Annotated in this window: 19 protein-coding genes; 11 read left to right on the plus strand and 8 right to left on the minus strand. The window is 65.1% G+C overall.

All coding sequences use genetic code 11. From position 1 onward, the window contains the following. Positions 1 to 36 precede the first annotated feature (36 nt). From ampC to U5782_RS02550, 3 genes are all read left to right on the plus strand, one after another. Positions 37 to 1,206 (plus strand): class C beta-lactamase, encoded by a 1,170-nt coding sequence (gene ampC / locus U5782_RS02540; protein WP_415914227.1) that lies wholly within the window; start codon positions 37 to 39, stop codon positions 1,204 to 1,206. 73 nt (positions 1,207 to 1,279) lie between these two features. After that, positions 1,280 to 1,612 carry a DUF2322 family protein gene (locus U5782_RS02545; protein ID WP_322042289.1) on the plus strand — a complete coding sequence of 111 codons (333 nt, stop codon included), beginning with the start codon at positions 1,280 to 1,282 and terminating at the stop codon, positions 1,610 to 1,612. A 74-nt stretch (positions 1,613 to 1,686) separates the two neighbouring features. Then, entirely contained in the window at positions 1,687 to 2,520 is an 834-nt protein-coding gene (locus U5782_RS02550; RefSeq protein WP_322042290.1) for an AraC family transcriptional regulator, read from the plus strand. On the opposite strand, the gene U5782_RS02555 is transcribed toward U5782_RS02550, so the two are convergent. Beyond that, the gene (locus tag U5782_RS02555) at positions 2,517 to 3,167 is read right to left on the minus strand and encodes a LysE family translocator (RefSeq protein WP_322042291.1); all 651 of its coding nucleotides are present in this window, start codon (positions 3,165 to 3,167) and stop codon (positions 2,517 to 2,519) included. The two genes, U5782_RS02550 and U5782_RS02555, sit on opposite strands and share 4 nt — an antisense overlap. A gap of 172 nt (positions 3,168 to 3,339) precedes the next feature. On the opposite strand from U5782_RS02555, the gene U5782_RS02560 reads away from it, so the two are divergent. Both U5782_RS02560 and U5782_RS02565 read left to right on the plus strand, forming a co-directional pair. Beyond that, positions 3,340 to 3,918, plus strand: coding sequence for an XRE family transcriptional regulator (locus U5782_RS02560; protein ID WP_322042292.1), 579 nt, complete (start codon positions 3,340 to 3,342; stop codon positions 3,916 to 3,918). 11 nt (positions 3,919 to 3,929) lie between these two features. Beyond that, a complete protein-coding gene (locus U5782_RS02565; protein ID WP_322042293.1) occupies positions 3,930 to 4,475 on the plus strand; it encodes a GNAT family N-acetyltransferase in 546 nt (181 codons plus the stop codon). Here U5782_RS02565 and U5782_RS02570 read toward each other — a convergent pair. Next, entirely contained in the window at positions 4,472 to 6,346 is a 1,875-nt protein-coding gene (locus tag U5782_RS02570) for a sulfatase-like hydrolase/transferase (RefSeq protein ID WP_322042294.1), read from the minus strand. The two genes, U5782_RS02565 and U5782_RS02570, sit on opposite strands and share 4 nt — an antisense overlap. Positions 6,347 to 6,489: 143 nt before the next feature. On the opposite strand from U5782_RS02570, the gene U5782_RS02575 reads away from it, so the two are divergent. Beyond that, the gene (locus tag U5782_RS02575) at positions 6,490 to 7,491 is read left to right on the plus strand and encodes a LysR family transcriptional regulator (RefSeq protein WP_322042295.1); all 1,002 of its coding nucleotides are present in this window, start codon (positions 6,490 to 6,492) and stop codon (positions 7,489 to 7,491) included. Between the two features lie 156 nt (positions 7,492 to 7,647). After that, a complete protein-coding gene (alr, locus tag U5782_RS02580) occupies positions 7,648 to 8,772 on the plus strand; it encodes an alanine racemase (RefSeq protein WP_322042296.1) in 1,125 nt (374 codons plus the stop codon). Between the two features lie 64 nt (positions 8,773 to 8,836). Here the strand turns inward: alr and U5782_RS02585 are convergent, their stop codons facing one another. Further along, positions 8,837 to 9,178, minus strand: a complete 342-nt coding sequence (locus U5782_RS02585) for a carboxymuconolactone decarboxylase family protein (RefSeq protein WP_322042531.1) — start codon at positions 9,176 to 9,178, stop codon at positions 8,837 to 8,839. Positions 9,179 to 9,366: 188 nt separating this feature from the next. Then, positions 9,367 to 10,824, minus strand: a complete 1,458-nt coding sequence (locus U5782_RS02590) for a PLP-dependent aminotransferase family protein (RefSeq protein WP_322042297.1) — start codon at positions 10,822 to 10,824, stop codon at positions 9,367 to 9,369. A gap of 218 nt (positions 10,825 to 11,042) precedes the next feature. Here U5782_RS02590 and U5782_RS02595 point away from each other — a divergent pair, with 218 nt between their 5' ends. The 4 genes from U5782_RS02595 to U5782_RS02610 all read left to right on the plus strand — a co-directional run bounded on the left by U5782_RS02595 (position 11,043) and on the right by U5782_RS02610 (position 15,543). Beyond that, the gene (locus U5782_RS02595; RefSeq protein WP_322042298.1) at positions 11,043 to 12,173 is read left to right on the plus strand and encodes a mandelate racemase/muconate lactonizing enzyme family protein; all 1,131 of its coding nucleotides are present in this window, start codon (positions 11,043 to 11,045) and stop codon (positions 12,171 to 12,173) included. A gap of 96 nt (positions 12,174 to 12,269) precedes the next feature. Then, positions 12,270 to 13,322, plus strand: coding sequence for an ABC transporter substrate-binding protein (locus U5782_RS02600; RefSeq protein ID WP_322042299.1), 1,053 nt, complete (start codon positions 12,270 to 12,272; stop codon positions 13,320 to 13,322). A 92-nt stretch (positions 13,323 to 13,414) separates the two neighbouring features. Next, positions 13,415 to 14,551 carry a porin gene (locus U5782_RS02605; protein ID WP_322042300.1) on the plus strand — a complete coding sequence of 379 codons (1,137 nt, stop codon included), beginning with the start codon at positions 13,415 to 13,417 and terminating at the stop codon, positions 14,549 to 14,551. Positions 14,552 to 14,634: 83 nt separating this feature from the next. Continuing rightward, positions 14,635 to 15,543 (plus strand): LysR substrate-binding domain-containing protein, encoded by a 909-nt coding sequence (locus tag U5782_RS02610; RefSeq protein WP_322042301.1) that lies wholly within the window; start codon positions 14,635 to 14,637, stop codon positions 15,541 to 15,543. Between the two features lie 15 nt (positions 15,544 to 15,558). Here the strand turns inward: U5782_RS02610 and U5782_RS02615 are convergent, their stop codons facing one another. From U5782_RS02615 to fae, 4 genes are all read right to left on the minus strand, one after another. Then, entirely contained in the window at positions 15,559 to 16,080 is a 522-nt protein-coding gene (locus U5782_RS02615; protein ID WP_322042302.1) for a T6SS effector amidase Tae4 family protein, read from the minus strand. A gap of 432 nt (positions 16,081 to 16,512) precedes the next feature. After that, positions 16,513 to 17,967, minus strand: a complete 1,455-nt coding sequence (locus tag U5782_RS02620) for an NAD-dependent succinate-semialdehyde dehydrogenase (protein WP_322042303.1) — start codon at positions 17,965 to 17,967, stop codon at positions 16,513 to 16,515. Beyond that, positions 17,964 to 18,983 carry an aldo/keto reductase gene (locus U5782_RS02625; protein WP_322042304.1) on the minus strand — a complete coding sequence of 340 codons (1,020 nt, stop codon included), beginning with the start codon at positions 18,981 to 18,983 and terminating at the stop codon, positions 17,964 to 17,966. Before U5782_RS02625 ends, U5782_RS02620 begins: the two co-directional genes overlap by 4 nt. A 28-nt stretch (positions 18,984 to 19,011) precedes the next feature. Further along, positions 19,012 to 19,533, minus strand: a complete 522-nt coding sequence (gene fae / locus U5782_RS02630; protein ID WP_322042305.1) for a formaldehyde-activating enzyme — start codon at positions 19,531 to 19,533, stop codon at positions 19,012 to 19,014. Positions 19,534 to 19,564 lie beyond the last annotated feature (31 nt).

Raw genomic sequence — 19,564 nt, forward strand, 5'->3', positions numbered from 1 at the left:
AAGCGGGCCGCATCCTCCCCAACCCATGCAACCCGATTGAGAAAAATGAATTTCAAGACAAAAGCGATTTTGATGGCTCTGACGTTAGCGACGGCGAACGCGCACGCCGTACAAGCCGATGTCAAAGCCGCCGTCGATACCGCAATTGCGCCTCTGCAGGCGAAATACGGCATCCCGGGCGTCGCAGTCGCCATCACCGTGGACGGCAAGCACGCGTTCTATAACTACGGCGTGGCGTCAAAGGCCACGGGCGCGCGCGTCGATAACGACACGCTGTTCGAAATCGGCTCTGTCACCAAAACCGTGACTGCCACGCTGGCCTGCTATGCGCAGACACAAGGCAAGCTCTCGTTCGCAGCACCCGCGACCGATTACGTAGGCGCGCTGCGCGGTAGTGCGTTCGACCATGTAAGCGTGCTGAACCTTGGCACCCACACGTCCGGCCTGCCGCTCTTCGTGCCAGACGGCGTCACCAACGACACGCAGATGACCGCCTGGCTGCGCGCCTGGCAGCCCGCCAGCCCGGCGGGCACCCAGCGCGTCTACTCGAATCTCGGCATCGGCCTGCTGGGCGAGGCGACCGCGCAGAGCCTGGGCGTGCCGTTGCGCGAAGCCATCCAGCGGCAATTGCTGCCCGCCTTCGGCATGACGCACACGTGGCTCGACGTGCCGCCCGCAAGCCTGGCGCACTACGCGCAGGGCTACGACAAGACGGACACGCCCAAACGCATGAGCCCCGGTGTCTTCGCCGACGCGGCCTACGGCCTGCGCACGACCACCACCGACCTCGTGCGCTATCTCGACGCCAACATGGGCATCGCACCGCCCGACGCCGCCTGGCAACGCGCCATCGCCTGCACGCACACGGGCTATTACACGGCGGGCGCCTTCACGCAGGATCTCGTCTGGGAGCAGTACCCGTGGCCGGTGACGCTCGACACGCTCCAGCGCGGCAATAACCTCGAAGTCATTCTCAAACCGACGCCGGCCCACAAGCTCACGCCGCCGCTCGTGCCGCAGGCCGACGCGCTGATCAACAAGACCGGCTCGACCAACGGCTTTTCTGCCTACGTCGCCTATGTGCCCGCGCGGCGCATAGGCGTGGTGATCCTCGCGAACAAGTCATATCCGAACGAGGCGCGTGTGAGCGCGGCGTATGCAATCCTCGAAGGGCTCGACAAAGCGCCGCCGCAGGCGCAGCCCTGAATCGCCGCGCCGATCGGCCAGGCGAATCGGCTAAGATACGGCCCACCACGGAACCAACGGAGTATTTTCAGAGATGATTCAAGCGGGCAACGTATTCAAGGACAACCTCGCGCAACTGCCTTCGATCGACGGCATTGAGCGCATCGACCTGGTGAACGGCCAGGGCGCGGTGGTCTCGACGATCGAGAACAAGCCGGGCAAGCAAGGCTCGCTGGCTGTCTATCACTACCTGAAGCAGGCCTTCGGCACGCTCGACGCGAAGGCGGCCGAGCACGGCCTCGCCGTGTTCGCCGAACACACCGCTGACGCACGCAATCGTCCGGGTGCCCACCCGAACGTCGATCGTCTGCTGGAAGTCGCGGCAGGCGGCGAGGCGCTGCGCATCGACGTGATCGCCGCGGCCTGACGGTCTTTCGCACAAGCGGCGGCAGCCATGTCGCCGCTTGTGCGTTGCCTTGCTGGCGACATTCGGGCGACCTCATGTTGAACACAACGGAGTTCTATCGCAACGGCCCGCTGGAAGTGGCGCGAATCCTGGCCACGGGCGCGGCGGAGTTTCCTCGCCATACGCACGCGGAATATGTGATCAGCGCAACGCTGTCCGGCAGCGAGGACGTCTGGCTCGACGGCAAAACCTTCAGCTCGCCGGCCGGCACGGCAACCGTTTATAACCCGTTCGCGATTCAGGCCTCGGAATTCGATCCCTCGACAGGCGATTGCGAATTTGTTTCGTTGTACCTGGAACCGCAACGGCTTGCCGATATCGCCAGCGAAAACGGCTGGACGTCACGCGCGTTCGCGCAGGAGATCAGCCAGGGCGTATTCGCGGATGCGACGTTGCATCGACGCATCGTCGAGCTTTATCTCGCGGCGCGCACGCTCAACACCAATCCCCACGCGAAGCCCGACACGCTCGAATACGATATCGCGCTCACCGAACTCGCGGCCGCCCTGCTCTCGAACGGCTCGACGCGCGCGCTACACGCCGATACCGACCGCCTGAGCGCGCACCGGCTCGATAGTGTGCAGGCCTTCATGCGCGAACGACTCGACGCACCGGTCAAACTCGACGAGCTTGCAGGCATCGCCGACATCAGCAAATTCCACCTGATCCGCGCGTTCAAGGGCGCGGTCGGCATGTCGCCGGGGAAGTACCACATGCAGTTGCGGCTGATCGAAGCGCGCCGCCTGTTGCGCCAGGGATCGTCCATTGCGGATGTGGCCTTCACGCTGGGCTTCTACGATCAGAGCCACTTCATCAATACGTTTCGCACGACGCTGGGCGTGAGCCCGCTGCGGTTTGCGAGGGCTTAGGACGTCATGCCCAGAATCAGCGTCCGATACCCCGACGTCACCACCTGAAACGCGAAGAACGCGAACAGCGCCGCCGACGCGAAATAGCAGAACGACAGCCCACGCGCGCCGAATCGCTTGCCGCCCTGACGCGCCGCGAAGCACACGGCTACGGTCCACACCACGCCCGCCGCGAAGAATCCTGCGAGAAAACTGCCCGTCGCCTGCCAGCCGCGCACGCCCGATTGCGCGATCAGCGAACCGCCCACCGCCGCGAACCACACAATCGCGGATGGCGACGAGAGCGCAAGCAACACACCTTTCGTCAGGTGCTGCAAGGGCGAGCTTTTATCCGCGCGCGATGCCTCGGCCGAACCCGCACCCGCCGATGCCAACGCGGACCGGATCATCTTCACGGCCAGCACCGCCAGCACGACCGAGCCGCCCAGCCACATGCACCAGCGCACCGCCGAAAATTGCAGCAAGGCCGTCATGCCCGCGAGCGCGAGCACAGCATAGATCAGGTCGCCGAAGCACGATCCCAGCCCTAGCCAGAAACCGTTCCAGTAACCGCGCTGCATGGCGAGGTTCATCATCGCGATGTTGGCAATGCCGATGTCGAGGCACAGCGAAAGGGAAAGCAGAAAGCCGTTGGTTGCGGGGTTCATGGCGTGCGGAAAGCGCGAGCAAAGGCGCGATCATGCGGCACGCTGGAGGTGAAGTCTTGGAAGAAATTGCTGCGGGGGCGGACGGCACCCAGCGCTGCATTTTTGTCGGGTTTGACAACCGGGGTTCTCGCATCTAGTTTACTGGAAATTGACATCTATTAAACTAGACAACATGGACATCCACCAAGCGCTCGCCCAGCGCCTGCGCGAATTGCGCGACGCGCGCGGCTGGTCGCTCGAAGCGCTGGCCGAACGCAGCGCCGTCAGCCGCTCGACCATTTCGCTGATCGAGCGGGGCGAGAGCAGCCCCACCGCCGTCGTGCTCGACAAGCTCGCGACCGCCCTGGGCGTTTCGCTCGCCTCGCTGTTCGAGCCGCCCGAGCATGCGGTCGCCGCCGAGCCGTCTCCGTATTCGCCCGTCGATGCGCAACCCGTCTGGACCGATCCGGCGTCCGGCTATGTGCGCCGCAATCTCTCGCCAGAGCTATGGACACCCATCCAGCTTGTCGAAGTGCGCTTCCCAGCGGGCAAGCGCGTTGCCTACGACACGAGCCTGCGCGACACCGATATTCATCAACAAGTCTGGATCATCGAGGGCACGATGGAGATCACGGTGGGCGAGCAGCGCTGGCGCCTTGAAACTGGCGACTGTCTCGCGATGAAGCTCGATTGCCCCATCGTGTGGCGCAATCCCACGCGCCAGCCCGCGCGTTACCTCGTAGCCCTAAGCCGGGCAGCGCAGAATTCTTAGTGGAGTGCAGCATGAGCGAAATCGAAGTGCGCCGCCTCAGCGCAAAAGAAGCCGCCGCGAGCCTCGACGCGCTCGCCAACATACTGATCGACTGCGTGGAAAACGGCGCGTCCGTAAGTTTCATGGCGCCGCTCGCGCGCGAAACGGCGCTCGCGTTCTGGCAGCAGATAGCCAATAGCGTAGCCGCCAACGAACGCATCCTTCTGGTCGCCGAAGACGCATCGGGCCGCATCGTCGGCACCGTGCAGATCGTCACGGCGCAGCCTGAAAACCAGCCGCATCGCGCCGATGTCGCCAAGATGCTGGTATTGAGCGCCGCGCGCAAGCAAGGCATCGGCGCGCGCCTGATGCACGCCGTCGACATGCACGCACAACAGGCGGGCAAGACCGTGCTGGTGCTCGACACGGTCACGGGCGGCGACGCCGAACGCCTCTACGAACGCGCGGGATGGCAGCGCGCGGGCACGGTGCCCAATTACGCGCTGATGCCCGATGGCCGCTTCTGCGCGACCACCTTCTACTACAAGCAACTCGCCCCCGCGCCCCGCGAGGCTTAATGGAAGCTGCGTAACTGCACCTGCACCTTGCCATCGCGAATCGGCATGACGTCGGGGCTGTCGTCGCCCACTTCGTTGCCGATCGCGTTGTTGAGCTTGTCGTTCATCGCCAGCAACAACTCGCCGTTGCGCTTGCGATCTATTGCCAGATTACGCATCTCACCGGGGTCGCTCGCCACGTCGTATAACTCGACATCGTTCTGCGCAAACAGCGTTTCCAGCGTCGTCGGCGTATTGAATTGCAGTGGCGAGAAATAGCGCGTGAAGCGATAACGCCCGTCGAACACGCTGCGTATCGTGCCACGCAAGCGAAAGTCAGGCTGCTGCGCCAACGCGCGGCGACGCAGTTCGTCCTCGGGCACGCCCTTCTCGCGCAGCGTGCTCAATTCCTTGAGCATCCACTCGCTGTCGTAATAGAGCAGCATCGCGTAGTTGAAGAGCGAGGTATCGCGCACGCTATTCGTCTGCGCCTTCTCGGGCGCGGCAAGCCATGCCGTGAGGTCGTGCCCCTTGAGCGCGGGACCGCCAATCGCGGCGCGGCGTGCGGGATCGAGTCCCGTGAGGCCGAGCAGCGTCGGCGCGACGTCGATATGCGAGGTCAGCGCGTTGCACTGCTTGCCGCCCGGATACGCGGGATGGCGAATCACAAACGGCACATGATTCTGCGGCTGATACGCCGTCGCGCCCTTGCCCACGAGTTGATGCGCGCCCACATGGTCGCCGTGGTCGGCAGTCATCACGACGATGGTGCGTTCGTCGAGACCCAGCGATTGCAGCGATTGCAGCAGCCGCACGACATGCGTGTCGCAATCGCGCAGGCAATTGAAGTAGTTGTCCTGATAAACACGAATCCGCTCGTCGGTGAACGGATAACGGCCCACGAGATTCGCGTGCGCCGCATTGAACATGCCGTGCGCGGGCGGACGGCCCGGTTCGTCGTAAGGCTGATGACGCGACGCAGCCAACGGCACGCGGTCCCACTTCTGCTGATAGAGCGCGTCCTCAGGCGGATGCGCGTTGCCGAGCATCGGCTTGTTCGCGTCTTGCAGCGTCGAGCCGGGCGGATCGGTGTTCACGAACATCACGTCGTGCGGATTGACGAGGTTGACCGCGAGAAACCACGGCTTGCCTTCCTTCGCGAGACGCGGCGCGTGGTTGCGCATCCAGCTCACCGCCGATTCGGTCGTGATGCCGTCGTAGTTGTAGCCGCCGCGCACCATGCCGATCAAATCGCCCACGCCAAAGTAATCGTCGAAGCCGTATTCCTTGATCGTATGGTTGTAGTCGGACACGGGCGCCGTGTACGGGCTGGTCGTTTCGTGCAGCTTCGAACTCAAATGCCACTTGCCGAGATAGGCCGCGTAATAGCCCGCATCGCGCATCATGTCGCCGACCGTGCGGATATCGGGCGACATGTCGGGCTGCCACGGCACGCCCGCGTTATCGAGCACGCCGGTGTGCTGCGTGTGCTGCCCCGTGTAGATGGTCGATCGCGAAGGCGAGCACACGCACGAGGCAATCTGATGATTCGCGAAGGTGATGCCGTCGCGGCGCATCGCCGAGCGGCCCGGCACGGGGAACGGCCACGCGTCGAAGTGGCGCTCCTGGTCGGTGAGGATGAAGAGGATGTTGTAGCCCTCGGGCACCTGCCCTGGCGCGGCAGCGGCCTGCTGGAAGGCGGGCACGCCGTCCGTGGGCGCGCTGGCCGCGCGCGGCGCTTCGGCAGCCACGGACACGACCGGCGCGGCGGCGCTCACACCCGCCGTCGCGACCGCCGCGCCCGCCACCTTGAGGAATTGCCTGCGGCCGTGGTTGTTGGCCTTCGCTTCGCCAGGCTCGCCGGCAGCGCCGTTCTCCGGGGTGTCTCTCATCGACTGTCTCCTGATGCGTGGCGTGCCGTCGTTGCGTACACGCCTTGTTCGCGGGCTTTTTATTATTCGCGGATCGGCAGCGGATTCGATGAAAGATTCCGCATAATCCATAACCGTGGATATATGAATGGAATCGCCCTGCCATGCCTGCCTTGAAGTCCGCTTCCCCGTCCGCTCCCCAGCCCGCCACGTCGCGCGATGCCGCCCGCCTCGCGGCCCTGCCCGTGGCGCTGCGCCGTCTGCGCCTGCGCGACCTCGAGACGCTCGAATGGCTCGGCCGCTTTCGCAGCTTCGCGCGCACGGCGGAAGCCGCGTCGATCTCGCAACCCGCGCTCTCCAAGTGGCTGCGCGAACTCGAAGAGTCGCTCGGGCTGAAGCTCTTCGAGCGCACCTCGCGGCGCGTCGAGCCCACGCTCTACGGCGAGGCTATGCTCGACTGCATCGCGCGCATCCTCAACGATCTGCGCGAGATCGAGCCCGCCTTCGAGGCGCTGCGCCACGGCCTCGCCCAGCCGCTCACGATCGGGCTACTGCCCAACATGGACGAGCAGTTCCTGCCCGGCGTGCTCGCGTGGCTGCGCGAACACGACACGCCGATCCAGCTCAATACGCGCGTGGACACGCTCGACCGTCTACTGCCGCTCGCCCAGCGGCGCGAACTTGATCTGCTGGTGTGCCGCCTGGAGGCAACGGCGCTAGCCTCTGGACTGCATGTGGACGAACTGCTGCGCGACGACGTGGTGGTCGTGGCAGGTCATCGGCATCCGCTGCATCGGCGCAGCCGCGTCGACTGGCCCGACGCCGCGGCCTTCCCGTGGATCGCGCCGCCGCTGGGCTCGCCCATGCGCGTGGCCCTCGAAGCGGAATTTGCGCGAGCGGGCCACGCAATGCCGCAAATCCTCATGGAGTCGGCTTTGCATCACACGAATCGCGCCGTGGCGCAGCGCATGCCCTGCCTCTTCGTGACCTCGGCCACGCGCGCGAACCGCAGCGACGCGACGCGCGAACTGCGCGCATTGCCGCTCAAGCTCACGACCATCGCGCCCGCCATTGGCGCGCTGAGCCACGAGCCGCGCAGCGCCGCCGTCGCCACGGTGCTGGAGGCACTGCGCCACGCGGCGAACGAACAGCGCCTCCCGGCGTAACACCGCGAAAATTCCGTGACACAACCGCCAGCGGGTATAAAGGCAGTCGATAAAACCAAAACCTAAAACAAATTCATTAAAAATAACTGGACGAAAATCAATACGATTGCACAAATTACTGTTCAACCCCGCTAACCTTCGTCCGCAGGATTGCCCATGCCGCGCCCCATTTCCGTCCGCATCCATCCCGAAGCCGTCCGCCACAATCTCCAGCTCGCCGCGCGCAGCGCCGCGGGCGCGCGCGTCTGGGCCGTCGTCAAGGCCAACGCCTATGGTCACGGCATCGAGCGCATCTATCCGGCGCTCGCGGAAGCGGATGGCATCGCGCTGCTCGATCTCGACGAAGCCGTGCGCGTGCGCGAACTTGGCTGGACCAAGCCGACCCTGCTGCTCGAAGGCGTGTTCGACGCCGCCGATGTCGCGACGGTCGTCGCGCATCGTCTGACCGTCGCCGTGCATTGCGACGAACAACTGGCGCTGCTCGCGGCGGCACAGACGACCCAGCCTATCGACATCCAGTTGAAGATGAACTCGGGTATGAACCGGCTGGGTTACCGCCCCGACGCCTATCGCGCGGCCTGGGAGCGCGCCCGCGCGACGCCCACGATCGGCGCGATCACCCTGATGACGCACTTCGCCAACGCCGACGACGGCGCGGTCGACTGGCAACTCGACCGCTTCGACGCGGCAACCGACGGCATCCCCGGCGAGCGCTCGCTGTCGAATTCCGCAGCGGTGCTCTGGCATCCGAAGGCGCACCGCGACTGGGTGCGGCCCGGCACGATCCTCTACGGTGCGTCGCCCACGGGCGCGGCGCGTCATATCGAAGACGTAGGCTTGCGTGCGGCGATGACGCTGTCGAGCCGCATCATCGGCGTGCAGACGCTCGCGCCGCAGGAAACCATCGGCTATGGCCGCACTTATGCGGTCGAGCAGCCGATGCGCATCGGCGTGGTGGCGTGCGGCTATGCGGACGGCTATCCGCGCCATGCGCCGACCGGCACGCCCATCGCCGTCGATGGCGTGCGCACGCGCGTGGTCGGCCGTGTGTCGATGGACATGCTCACCGTCGATCTCACGCCCTGCCCGAATGCGGGCATCGGCTCCTACGTCGAGCTGTGGGGCGAGAACGTCAAGGTGGATGAAGTGGCCGAGCCGTCGGGCACGATCGGCTACGAGTTGATGTGCGCTGTTGCGCGGCGCGTGCCGGTGGCGATCGATGGTCTCGATAACCGCGCCGCCGTGCAGCAAAGCGAGGCGGAAGAAGGCGTCGCGGCTTAAGCGGGTTCAGCGGGTTCAGCCTGGCGTGCGCGGTGGCCTGGTCACCGCGCACGTGTCCTGTCCGTCATTCAGGCAGTTCGACGCCCATCTCCGCCAGCACTTCCTTCGCAGCACGAAACGCCTCGCTCGCAGCGGGCGCGCCAGCGTAGATCGCGCAATGCAGCAGCACCTCGCGAATCTCGACGACACTTGCGCCATTGTTGATCGCCCCGCGCACGTGTCCCTTGAGTTCCGTACTGCGCCCGAGCGCTGCGAGCATCGAGCAGGTGCACAGGCTGCGTGTCTTGAGATCGAGACCGTCGCGCAGCCAGGTGCTGCCCCACGCGTGCTCGTTGAGCCATTCCTGAAGCGGTCGCGTGAAGCCATCCATCGAGCCCATCGCGCGCTCGACGAAGGCTTCTCCCATCACCTGCGTGCGGCGCGCCTTACCTGCTTCGGCACCGGTTTTCGCCTTGGGCTTTTTCGCCCCGGCGGCCTTCTTCTTCGAATCCTTCGAGTCCTTCGCCCCCTTCGAGTCCTTCGCATTGCTCATGGTCTGCCTGCCTCCCTCGGATTGAACACACCCCATCGTCACGGCCACAAGCATCGATTAGATCACGCCGAATAAAGCCCTTCCGGCCCATTGCGCAGCGTGCGCGCCAGAACGTTCAGGGCATCGCGCAAAGCCTCGTCCGAGCGCGCGCCGCCCAGGCTCAAACGCACCGCGTGCGGCGCGGACCCGCGCCCGATCACGAAGCTATCCGCCGTTTTCGCCAGCACGCCCGCCTGGCGCAGCGCCGCTGCGAATTCGGCCGCGCGCCAGGGCTCGGCGAGCGGCAGCCACAGATGCGGACTGGCCGGATCGGTGCGATAAGACCAGCCCGCGAGCACCTGCGCGGCGATCGCCTGGCGCGCATCCACACAGGCGCGCTGCTGCGCGACCAGCCGGTCGATCTCGCCATTCACGATCCAGCGCGCCGCGATCTCGGCACTCAGGGGCGAGGTCATCCAGCAATCGCTGCGGATCACCGCGAGGATCTTGCCGACCCAATCCTGCGGCGCCTGCACATAACCCACGCGCAAGCCAGGCGCGACAGCCTTCGACAGACTGCTGATGACGATGCCATGTTCGGGCAGACGCGCGGCCAGCGGCGCGGGCGGCGCATCGAGCAGCGCGGCGGGCACGAGGTCCTCGATCACCACGAGGTTGTGGCGCACGGCGATGTCGGCGATGGCCACGCGGCGCGCTTCGGACAGCGTCGCCGTGGTCGGGTTGTGCAGCGTCGGCACGCAAAAGAGCGCGCGCGGCGCGAGCAACGCGCACGCGCGTTCGAGCGCAGCGGGCACGATGCCCTCTTCGTCGATTTCGATGCCCACCAGATTCAGGCGCAGTTGCCGCGCGAGCGCGACGATGCCGGGATAGCTCAGCGCCTCCGCGAAGATCGTGTCGCCGGGACGCAGCACCGCGCGCAGCACGCAGGCGAGCCCATGCTGTGCGCCCTGGGTCACGAGCACGCGTTCGGCCGGCACCGTGCAGCCCATGCGCGCGAGCCAGCGCGCCCCCGCTTCGCGATGCGAGCGGCGGCCGCCCTCGGGCTGATAGAGCAGCAGTTCGCCGGCGAGCCGTTCGTCGGCGGCCAGTTCGCGCAGCGTCTGCGTGAGCAGCAGCGCTTCGTCGGTCGGCATCGGCACGTTCTGGCCCAGGTCGACTGCGCGCGCGGCGGCTAGAACCGGCTGCGCGCTGCCTGCCGCCCCCGTCGTCGTCAATTCACCAGGCTCGGGTGCCTGGCGCGTGCGCGCGGGCAGACGCGCGCCATCGGCGTCGGGTTCGGCCACATAGGTGCCGTCGCCCACGCGCGCCACCACCATGCCGCAGCGTTCCAGTTCCGTATAGGCGCGGCTGACCGTGCCGGTCGTCACATTGAGCTTTTTAGCCAACAGACGATGCGCGGGCAGTTTCTCGCCGGGCAGCATCTGTCCCCCGTTGATCGCGTTCGCATAGGCGTAAGCGATCGCACGGTATTTGGGCTCGCCGCGTGGCAGCGCAGGCAACGTGGGCAACCAGCCGTTCATGGGTGTTTTCCCGAAGGTCGAAACGCGCCGCGCTCCCCGCACGACGGCTGCATCATTATCTCGCCCATTTCGCGGAATTGAAGGCTGTCATTTACTTCAATTGACTTCATTGAGTGTCACAAATTGCACCTCTAGGATGCCGTAACGCCTGAACAGGCTAAGGAGACCAACGCCGCTCGCACCGTCTGACAGACGCACCGGGCCGCGCCAGACACGCCATGACGAACCGCATCGCCCGCATCACGGTCAGCCAGCATCGCCTGCCGCTCGACCCGCCCTTTCCGGCCTCCTGGGACAGCCGTCCGCGCCGCGCCTTCCCCGCGACCATCGTGCGTGTGGAGGACACCGAAGGACGTGTCGGCATCGGTTCGGGCGACGCGATGTACGGCTTCGACGACTATCGCGATCTCTTTATCGGCGCCGATCCGCTCGATCTCGCGCGCCATTCGGCAATCCTCGACAACCTCAGCTTCCACGCGGGCCGTCTGTGGCCGCTCGACGTCGCGCTCTGGGATCTGGCGGGCAAGATCCTGGGCCAGCCGTGCTGGCAGATGGCCGGCGGCCGCGCGCGCCGGGTGCGCGCCTATGCGTCCTCGGGTGTGCATCGTCCACTCGACGGCATGGCGCGCTGGGCCGAACACGCAGTCGCACGCGGCTTCCCGGCCCTCAAGGTGCGCTTTGGCCGCGCGAGCCTCGCCGACGACATCGCCGCGCTCGCCGCCGTGCGCGAAGCCGCGGGCGACGCCGTCGAAATCATGGTGGACTGCAACCAGGGCTGGCGCATGCCGTGGGACACCCAGGCGCCGTGGCGCGTAGAAAACGCGCTCGCCGTCATTCGTCAGATCGAACGTTATCGCCCTTACTGGGTGGAAGAGCCGCTGCATCGCGGCGACTACGCGGGTCACGCGCGGCTGCGCCATCTCACGGATGTGCTCATCGCGGGCGGCGAGATGACGCGCGAGGCCCACGAGTTCGCGACATTGCTCGCGCACGAATGCCTCGACGTCTACCAGCCCGATGTGGTCTGCACGCTCGGCATGGAAGGCGCGCGCCGCCTCGCCACGCAGATCGAGGCCAACGGGAAGATCTTCACGCCGCACACATGGGGCAACGGCATCGGTCTTGCCGCGAATCTGCATGTGGTGGCGGGCGCGGCTCACGCGCCCTTCGTCGAATTCCCCTACGACCCGCCCGAATGGACGCCCGCGCGCCGCGATTTCCCGCTCACGCGCGCAATCGAGCCCGACGCGCAGGGCTGGATCGACCTGGGTGACGCGCCGGGCCTCGGCATCGAACTGGATGAAACCGTGCTGGCCGCCACGCGCGCCAGCGACAGCCGCTACGACTGAACGCCCCTCGACGTCAGCGCAATCCCAACGAATCGCGCGAACGATCGTACGTAATATGAAGCATTCCGAAACATTTTAATCAGAAGGAGACTGACAATGAAAAAAGCAACCAGCCGGATAGGCCAACTGCTTCGCGCCGCCTGCCTCGCCGCGCCGCTGGCGATTGCCGCCCTGCCCGCGCACGCGGCAGGCACCTGGTGCAGCCAGGGCAAGCCGGTGCACTTCGCGGGCGTGACGTGGGAAAGCGGCAACTTCACGAGCGAAGTGCTGCGCTACATCGTCAAGAACGGTTACGGCTGCCAGACCGACACCGTGCCGGGCAGCACCGCCGCCACCGAAACCGCGCTCTCCCGCAATGACCTGCAAGTGTGGTCCGAGCAATGGACCGGCCGGTCGGAAATCATCGCCAACGCCGTGAAGGCCGGCACGGTGAAGCTCGTTGGCGACACGCTGCCGGGCGGCACGAAGGAAGGCTGGTACGTGCCCGATTACGTGATTCACGGCGACCCGAAGCGCGGCATCAAGGCGAGCGCGCCCGACCTGCAATCGGTGAGCGATCTGCCGAAATACAAGGCCCTCTTCACCGACGACGAGGAACCGGATCGCGGCCGCTTCCTCAACTGCCCCTCGGGCTGGGATTGCGAGCGCGTGAACACGCGCCTGCTGAAGCTGCTCAAGCTCGACGACAGCTATACGAATTTCCGCCCCGGCACAGGCGCGGCGCTCGACGCGGCGATTTCCTCCGCCTATGCGCGCGGCAAGCCGATTCTCACCTACTACTGGGAACCGGCCGCGCTGATGGCGAAATACAAGTTCGTGCAACTGAAGATGCCGCCGTTCAACGAAGCCTGCTGGAAGACTCTGCGCGACGAAAAGAGCACGCAGCAATGCCCTTCGTCGTATCTCGTCTCGCAACTGAAGATCGGCGTATCGACACCGTTCTATCAGGCCGAGCCGGACGTGGCGACGTTCTTCTCGAAGGTGAACTTCCCGATCGACTTCCTGGACACGACGATTCTCGACATGACCGAACACAAGGTCGATGCGCAGGCCGAAGCGCTCAAGTTCCTCAAGGCCCACCCGGAAATGTGGAAGACGTGGGTGCCCGCCGATGTGGCGGCCAAGGTGCAGAAGTCGCTCGGCGCGTAAGCGTCGCTTAGGGAATTGATTCGCATCACCAGGTAACCATTCAACCAGCAGGAAGCGCCGTGACAAGCGGCGCCAGCAACAGGAGACTCGTAGTGAAGAAGAAACTTCTCGCGGCGCTGCCGCTCGCCCTCGCCGCAATGGGCGCCCACGCGCAAAGCAGTGTCACGCTGTACGGCATCATCGACCTCGGCGTGGACTACGCCAACAACGTCGTCAACGGTGCGAACGGCAACCTCGTGCCGGGCAGCGGCGGCCATCTGGTGCAGATGCAGAGCGGCGTGCCGGCGGGCAGCCGTTGGGGTCTGCGCGGCACGGAAGACCTGGGCGGCGGCTATTCGGCGATCTTCCGCCTCGAAAGCGGCTTCAACGCGGCCACGGGCTCAGCCGGCGGCGGCCTCGCCTTCTCGCGCAACGCCTATGTCGGCCTGAAGTCGGAGCAATACGGTCAGGTCACGTTCGGCAAGCAGTGGGACGCCACGGTCGACCTGATCGAGCCGTACTCGCTGAACGGCAACTACGGCGGCTGGTACTTCGCGCACCCGAACGACATGGACAACCTGGACAACGGGTTTCCGGTCAACAACGCCGTCAAGTACGTGAGCCCCGTGTTCGCGGGCCTGCAATTCGAAGGCCACTATTCGTTCGGCGGCCAGGCCGGGCAGTTTTCGAACAACGCGTCGTACAGCGCGGCAGCCGCCTACACGCTCAACTCGTTCAGCGCGGGCGTGGGCTACCTGCGCATCAACAACCCGATCACGGCAGTGGCCGGTTATGGCAGCGGCGGCGGCTACGTCAACACCGTCTATGGCGACGCGCTCGCGAACGCGCGCTACCAGGGCATTCTCTCGGCGGGCGCATCGTACGTGCTGGGCAGCCTCAAGCTGATGGCGAACTACTCGAACGTGGACTTCTCCTCGGGTAACGGCAGCCACGACCTCCATTACCAGAACTACGAGGTCTCGGGCACCTATGCGGTCACGCCGGCAGTATCCGTGGGCGCGGGCTACACCTTCACGATGGGCCGCGATCACGCCAGCGACACCGAGCCGAAGTACCACCAGGTCAACCTGATTGCGCAGTACGCGATCTCGAAGCGCACCTCGGTCTACGCGATGGGTTCGTACCAGCACGCGGCGGGCTCGGCGGAAAACGCCCAGATTACGGGCTTCAACCCGTCGAGCACGCAGAATCAGGTCGTCAGCCGCGTGGGTATTACGCACTCCTTCTGACGTTCGCGGTTTGAGACGCCGGCGCAAGCCGGCGTTTTTCCGTATCGAGACCCGTCTCACGTATTGCATCAAGAGGTTGCAGCATGCGCCGCCTTCCCTCACTTTCGGCCCTGCGCTCGTTCGAAGAAGCCAGCCGGACTCTCAGCTTCACCAAGGCGGCGCAGAATCTGCACGTCACGCAAGGCGCGATCAGCCGCCAGATCCGTCTGCTCGAAGATTACCTGGGTACGCCGCTTTTCATGCGGCATCATCATCGGCTCGAAATCACCGCGGCGGGCAAGCGTCTGCTGCCCACACTCCAGGCCGCGTTCGACAGCATCGCCCACACGCTCGACACGATCCGCGCCGATCCCTCGAATAGCCTGCTGAGCCTGAACGCCGCGCCCACACTCGCCACACGCTGGCTCACGCCGCGCCTGCGCGATTTCCAGACGCGCCATCCCGATCTGCGCATTTCCATCACGAACGAATACGGGCCGCTGCATGGCAGCGAGCGCAACGAGGACTGCCAGATCCGCTTCGGCATGGAGCCGCTGCCGGGCGGGCAAAGCACGCTGCTGATGCGCGAGCGCCATGTGCTGGTGGGCTCGGCACGCGAATTCGGCGGCGCGCCTGCGAACACCGAAGCGCTACGCGAAATCCTGGCGCAGCATCCTTGGCTCTACATCCTCGATATCGACCGGCGTTTGCTGGTGTGGGAAGCGTGGCTCGAAGCCGCCGCCCTGGACGTGGCGATGGCGCCGCGCGGCGAGCTGGAATTCAGCACGCTCGATCAGGTCATCCACGCGACGGTGGCTGGCCTGGGCATTGCGGTGGCCGACCGCCACATGATCGAGCAGGAACTCGCGAACGGGACGCTCGTGCAGTTGAGCGAGATCGAGGTGAACGGGCCGTCGGGCTATTGGCTCGACGTGCGGCCCGAGGTGCAGGAGACCGTGCGGGTGCGTAACTTCAGTAGCTGGTTGATCGACGGGCATGCGGTGAAGGCGTAGGCCGTCGCTCACGGTTCATTTGAGTGCCCAGAAAAGGATCTGCCGCGATTTGCCAAGGTCCGGGTACCCGGCGGCCTTCACGCCAACCCGAAACCGAAAGAACGATACAAGCTTTCCCCGAATACCAGGCGATGTCAGGGTGTGACCGTTCCAGAGATCGATATGATCCCGGGCGGTCCCGCCAACGCGCCCCGTCTTGCGCGACCCATAGCCCGAAAAGTACACGATCCCCGTCCTGCCCTTGATTCTGCGTTGCCAGTCCACGCCCGTGATATCGGTCAATGCGGCCAGTCCCGTCATGGGGCGCAACGTCAGCCACTCCGCCAGCTCTCGCGCACGCAACGCAGTCCGCTTGCCGTCGACCAGAATCTGCCCCGTTCCGCGAAACGAATTCATCTCGACGCCTGCACGGTGCAAGGTAATGCTGAGTCGGATTGCACCTTGGCTGTCCGCGTGCGCGGGGGGCTTGCCGTTTGCCGGGCCGGCGAATGACGCCTCCTTGTCCGGATACGCCGACCAGAGTTCGTCGAACTTCACCGGCCTCAAATAGCCATCAAGGCCTGAATGGGATGTCGAGTTCGTCCTGACTACAGGTTTTGATTGGGGCACCAGTCGATCTCCGGTTCACTTCCCTTCTTGCGAGGTAGCGCGCCCTCTCAACGCGGCGCGACCATCAGGGTCTGAAAAGTCAGCAACGGAAGGAATCAGAAAAAACCGAAAATCGCAGTCGCCATCACCCTGTCCGTCGATGAAACCGCGCATCGGCAGTTGATGGACGCGCTTGCGCAGGAGGACGTCGACCTGACCTATGTGAAAGTGCCGGTCGAATTCGGTCGCATCGGGCGAGGGGCGAAACCAGGCTAAGCACACGTCGCAAAGAAAAAAACCGCCACGTTTTCACGTGGCGGCTTCCGCCCAGACCAGGCAACGCGCGGCAAAGCCGCGCGATTAGCGCAGAGAAAGCTCAGCTCACCCCAACCCACCCATCATCATGTACTTCGTTTCGAGGTACTCATCGAGTCCGTACTTCGACCCTTCGCGCCCGAGGCCCGACTCCTTCACACCGCCGAACGGCGCCACCTCGGTCGAGATGATCCCTTCGTTGATGCCGACCATGCCGCTTTCCAGCGCACCGGCCACGCGCCACACGCGACCGATATCGCGCGCATAGAAGTAGGCGGAAAGACCGAAGTCCGTATCGTTCGCAGCCTGAATGGCCTCTTCTTCCGTATCGAAACGGAACACGGCTGCCACCGGCCCGAACGTCTCTTCATGCGCGAGCATCATGCCGCCATGCGCGCCCGTGATGATAGTCGGCTCGTAGAACGTGCCGCCGAGCGCATGCGGTTGGCCGCCACACACGACCGTGCCGCCCTTCTCGCGCGCATCGCTCACATGCGCCTCCACCTTGCGCAGCGCCGCCGCGTTGATGAGCGGCCCTTGCGTCGCGCCCGCGTCCATCCCGTTGGCCACCCGCAGCGCCCGCACCGCCGCCGTCAGCTTTTCGACGAACGCGTCATGGACGCCCGCTTGCACGTAGAAGCGGTTCACGCACACGCAGGTCTGGCCCGTGTTGCGGAACTTCGAAGCCATCGCGCCTTCCACGGCGGCGTCGAGATCGGCATCGTCGAACACGATGAACGGCGCGTTGCCGCCCAGTTCGAGCGAAACCTTCTTGACGCTGTCCGCGGCGGCGCGCATGAGCAGCTTGCCCACCCGCGTCGAGCCCGTGAACGAGATCTTGCGCACGGCCTTCGAGGCCATCAGCGTGTCGCCGATCGCGGGCGCGTCGCCCGAGATTACGTTGAACACGCCGCGCGGAATGCCCGCTTCCTCGGCCAGCACGGCGAGCGCGAACGCGCTCAGCGGCGTTTCCTCGGACGGCTTGAGCACCATCGTGCAACCTGCCGCCAGCGCCGGGCCAGCCTTGCGCGTCACCATCGCGAGCGGGAAATTCCACGGCGTGATCGCACCGACCACGCCCACGGCTTCCTTCGTCACGACGATGCGCGCGCCTTTCTTCGGCGCGGGAATCACATCGCCATAGGCCCGCCGCGCTTCTTCGGCGAACCACGTCAGAAAGCTCGCCGCGTAGGCCACTTCGCCGAGCGCTTCCGCATAGGGCTTGCCCTGCTCCGCCGTCATGATGCGTGCGAGGTCTTCGCGATGCGCGAGCATCAATTCGCCCCAGCGGCGCACCTTCGCGCCGCGCTCGGCCGCCGTGGCGTCGCGCCATGCGGGGAACGCGTGCGTGGCGGCGGCCACGGCCTGTAGCGTTTCACGTGCGCCCGCGCGCGCCACTTCCGCAAGCGCAGCACCGCTCGCCGGATCGATTACCGTGAAGGTGGCGTCGCTCGCGACCCATTCGCCGTCGATGAAACTCGACGTGCGCAGCAAGCGCGTCTCTTTCAGGCCGTCGATCATGCTGCGATCTCCAGGCGGCGTGCCGCGCGCGCCACGCGCGGAATGCGCGAGGTCACGTAGTCGTTGATCACATCGCACGGCGTGTAGTTGCGGTCGAGTTCGTAGAGTTCGTCGGCGTCGAGCTTCGTGTCCAGGGCCGCGAGCGCGCTGTCGAATTGCGCGACCGTATCCGCGCCCACCAGCATCGAGGTGATGCCCGGACGATTCAGCACCCATGCCTGGGCGATCTGCGCGCACGACACGCCACGCGCCAGTGCGACTTCCGCCACCGAGCGCGCCACGTTGCGCGAGGTTTCATCGTCGTACATCTGGCCGGTGAAGAAGTCGGTCTGGTTGCGCACCGATTTCGCGTCGCCCGAGAGCAGCCCACGCGCCAGCGGACTGAACACCGACACGCCCACGCCCTGATCCTGGCAGAACGGCACCATCTCGCGCTCTTCCTCGCGATACGCGCAGTTCAGTTGCAGTTGCATATTGATCGGGCGTGCGAAGTTATAGCGCTCGCAGGCTTGCAGGATCTTCGCAAACTGCCACGTAAACATGGTCGACACGCCGATATAACGCGCCTTGCCCGAACGCACGATATCGTTGAGCGCGTCCATCGTTTCTTCGACCGGCGTATTCACGTCGAAGTAATGCAGCATGTAGATATCGACGTAATCGGTCTGCAAACGGCGCAGCGAACCGTCGATGCCGTCCATGATGTGCTTGCGCGAATGGCCTTGATTGTTCACGCCGCCGCCGATCGGATAGCCGACCTTGGTGGTCAGCACGAGCTCGTCGCGCTTCGCGATGCGCTTGACGATGCGGCCCACCACTTCCTCACCCACGCCGGTCGAGTAGAAGTCGGCGAGGTCGATGAAGTTCACGCCCGCTTCGAGCGCATGGCGCACGATCGGCTCGCTTTGCTCTTCGTTATAGATCCACGGCTTCCAGTCGGGCGTGCCCATGTTCATCGTGCCGAGGCACAGGCGCGACACTTTCAGGCCCGAACGGCCGAGTTGCACGTATTCCATCGTAGTCACCTGCCAGGAGAGTCGGGGTTCAGGCCGCGCGGGCCTTGGGCGTATAGAACGGATTGCTGATCTGATCCTTGATCTTCGCAATGTCGTCGAGCTTGGGCAGCCCATTCATCGCGGCGTGGATCGCGGTCTTGCAGGCGGCGTAGTTGTTCTCGTAGACGGCATCGAGATCGTCGCAGGACCAGTTCACCCAGTTGGCCGTCACGATGCACCATTCGTTTTCGGCTTCCGGCGGCAGCGTGCCGTCGAGCATCGCTTCGGTCACGGCGCGCGCGATGGCCGCCTGCGAAGCGCCCCACGTGGCGTTGCCGTGCAGATCGCCGCGAATGTCGGCCTTGTTCACATAGAGCGTGGCGGGCTTCACCGGCACGTTGGGCTGCGCCACCACCATGAAGGGCACATGCCCTTGCGACGGCGACGAAAGACTGTTCGTGAAGGCCTGGCCCACGGGACCGTTGCGCGGGCCGATCATGATGTTGATATGGGCAGCGTTTACGCCTGGTCCTGCAAAACCCTCACCGATATAGACTTCCAAGGCTTTCATATCTGACTCCGTCTCCATAGTGCCGGTGTTT

Origin of the sequence: Paraburkholderia sp. J67 (genome assembly GCF_905220265.1) — a bacterium.
In the GTDB taxonomy this organism is placed as follows: domain Bacteria; phylum Pseudomonadota; class Gammaproteobacteria; order Burkholderiales; family Burkholderiaceae; genus Paraburkholderia.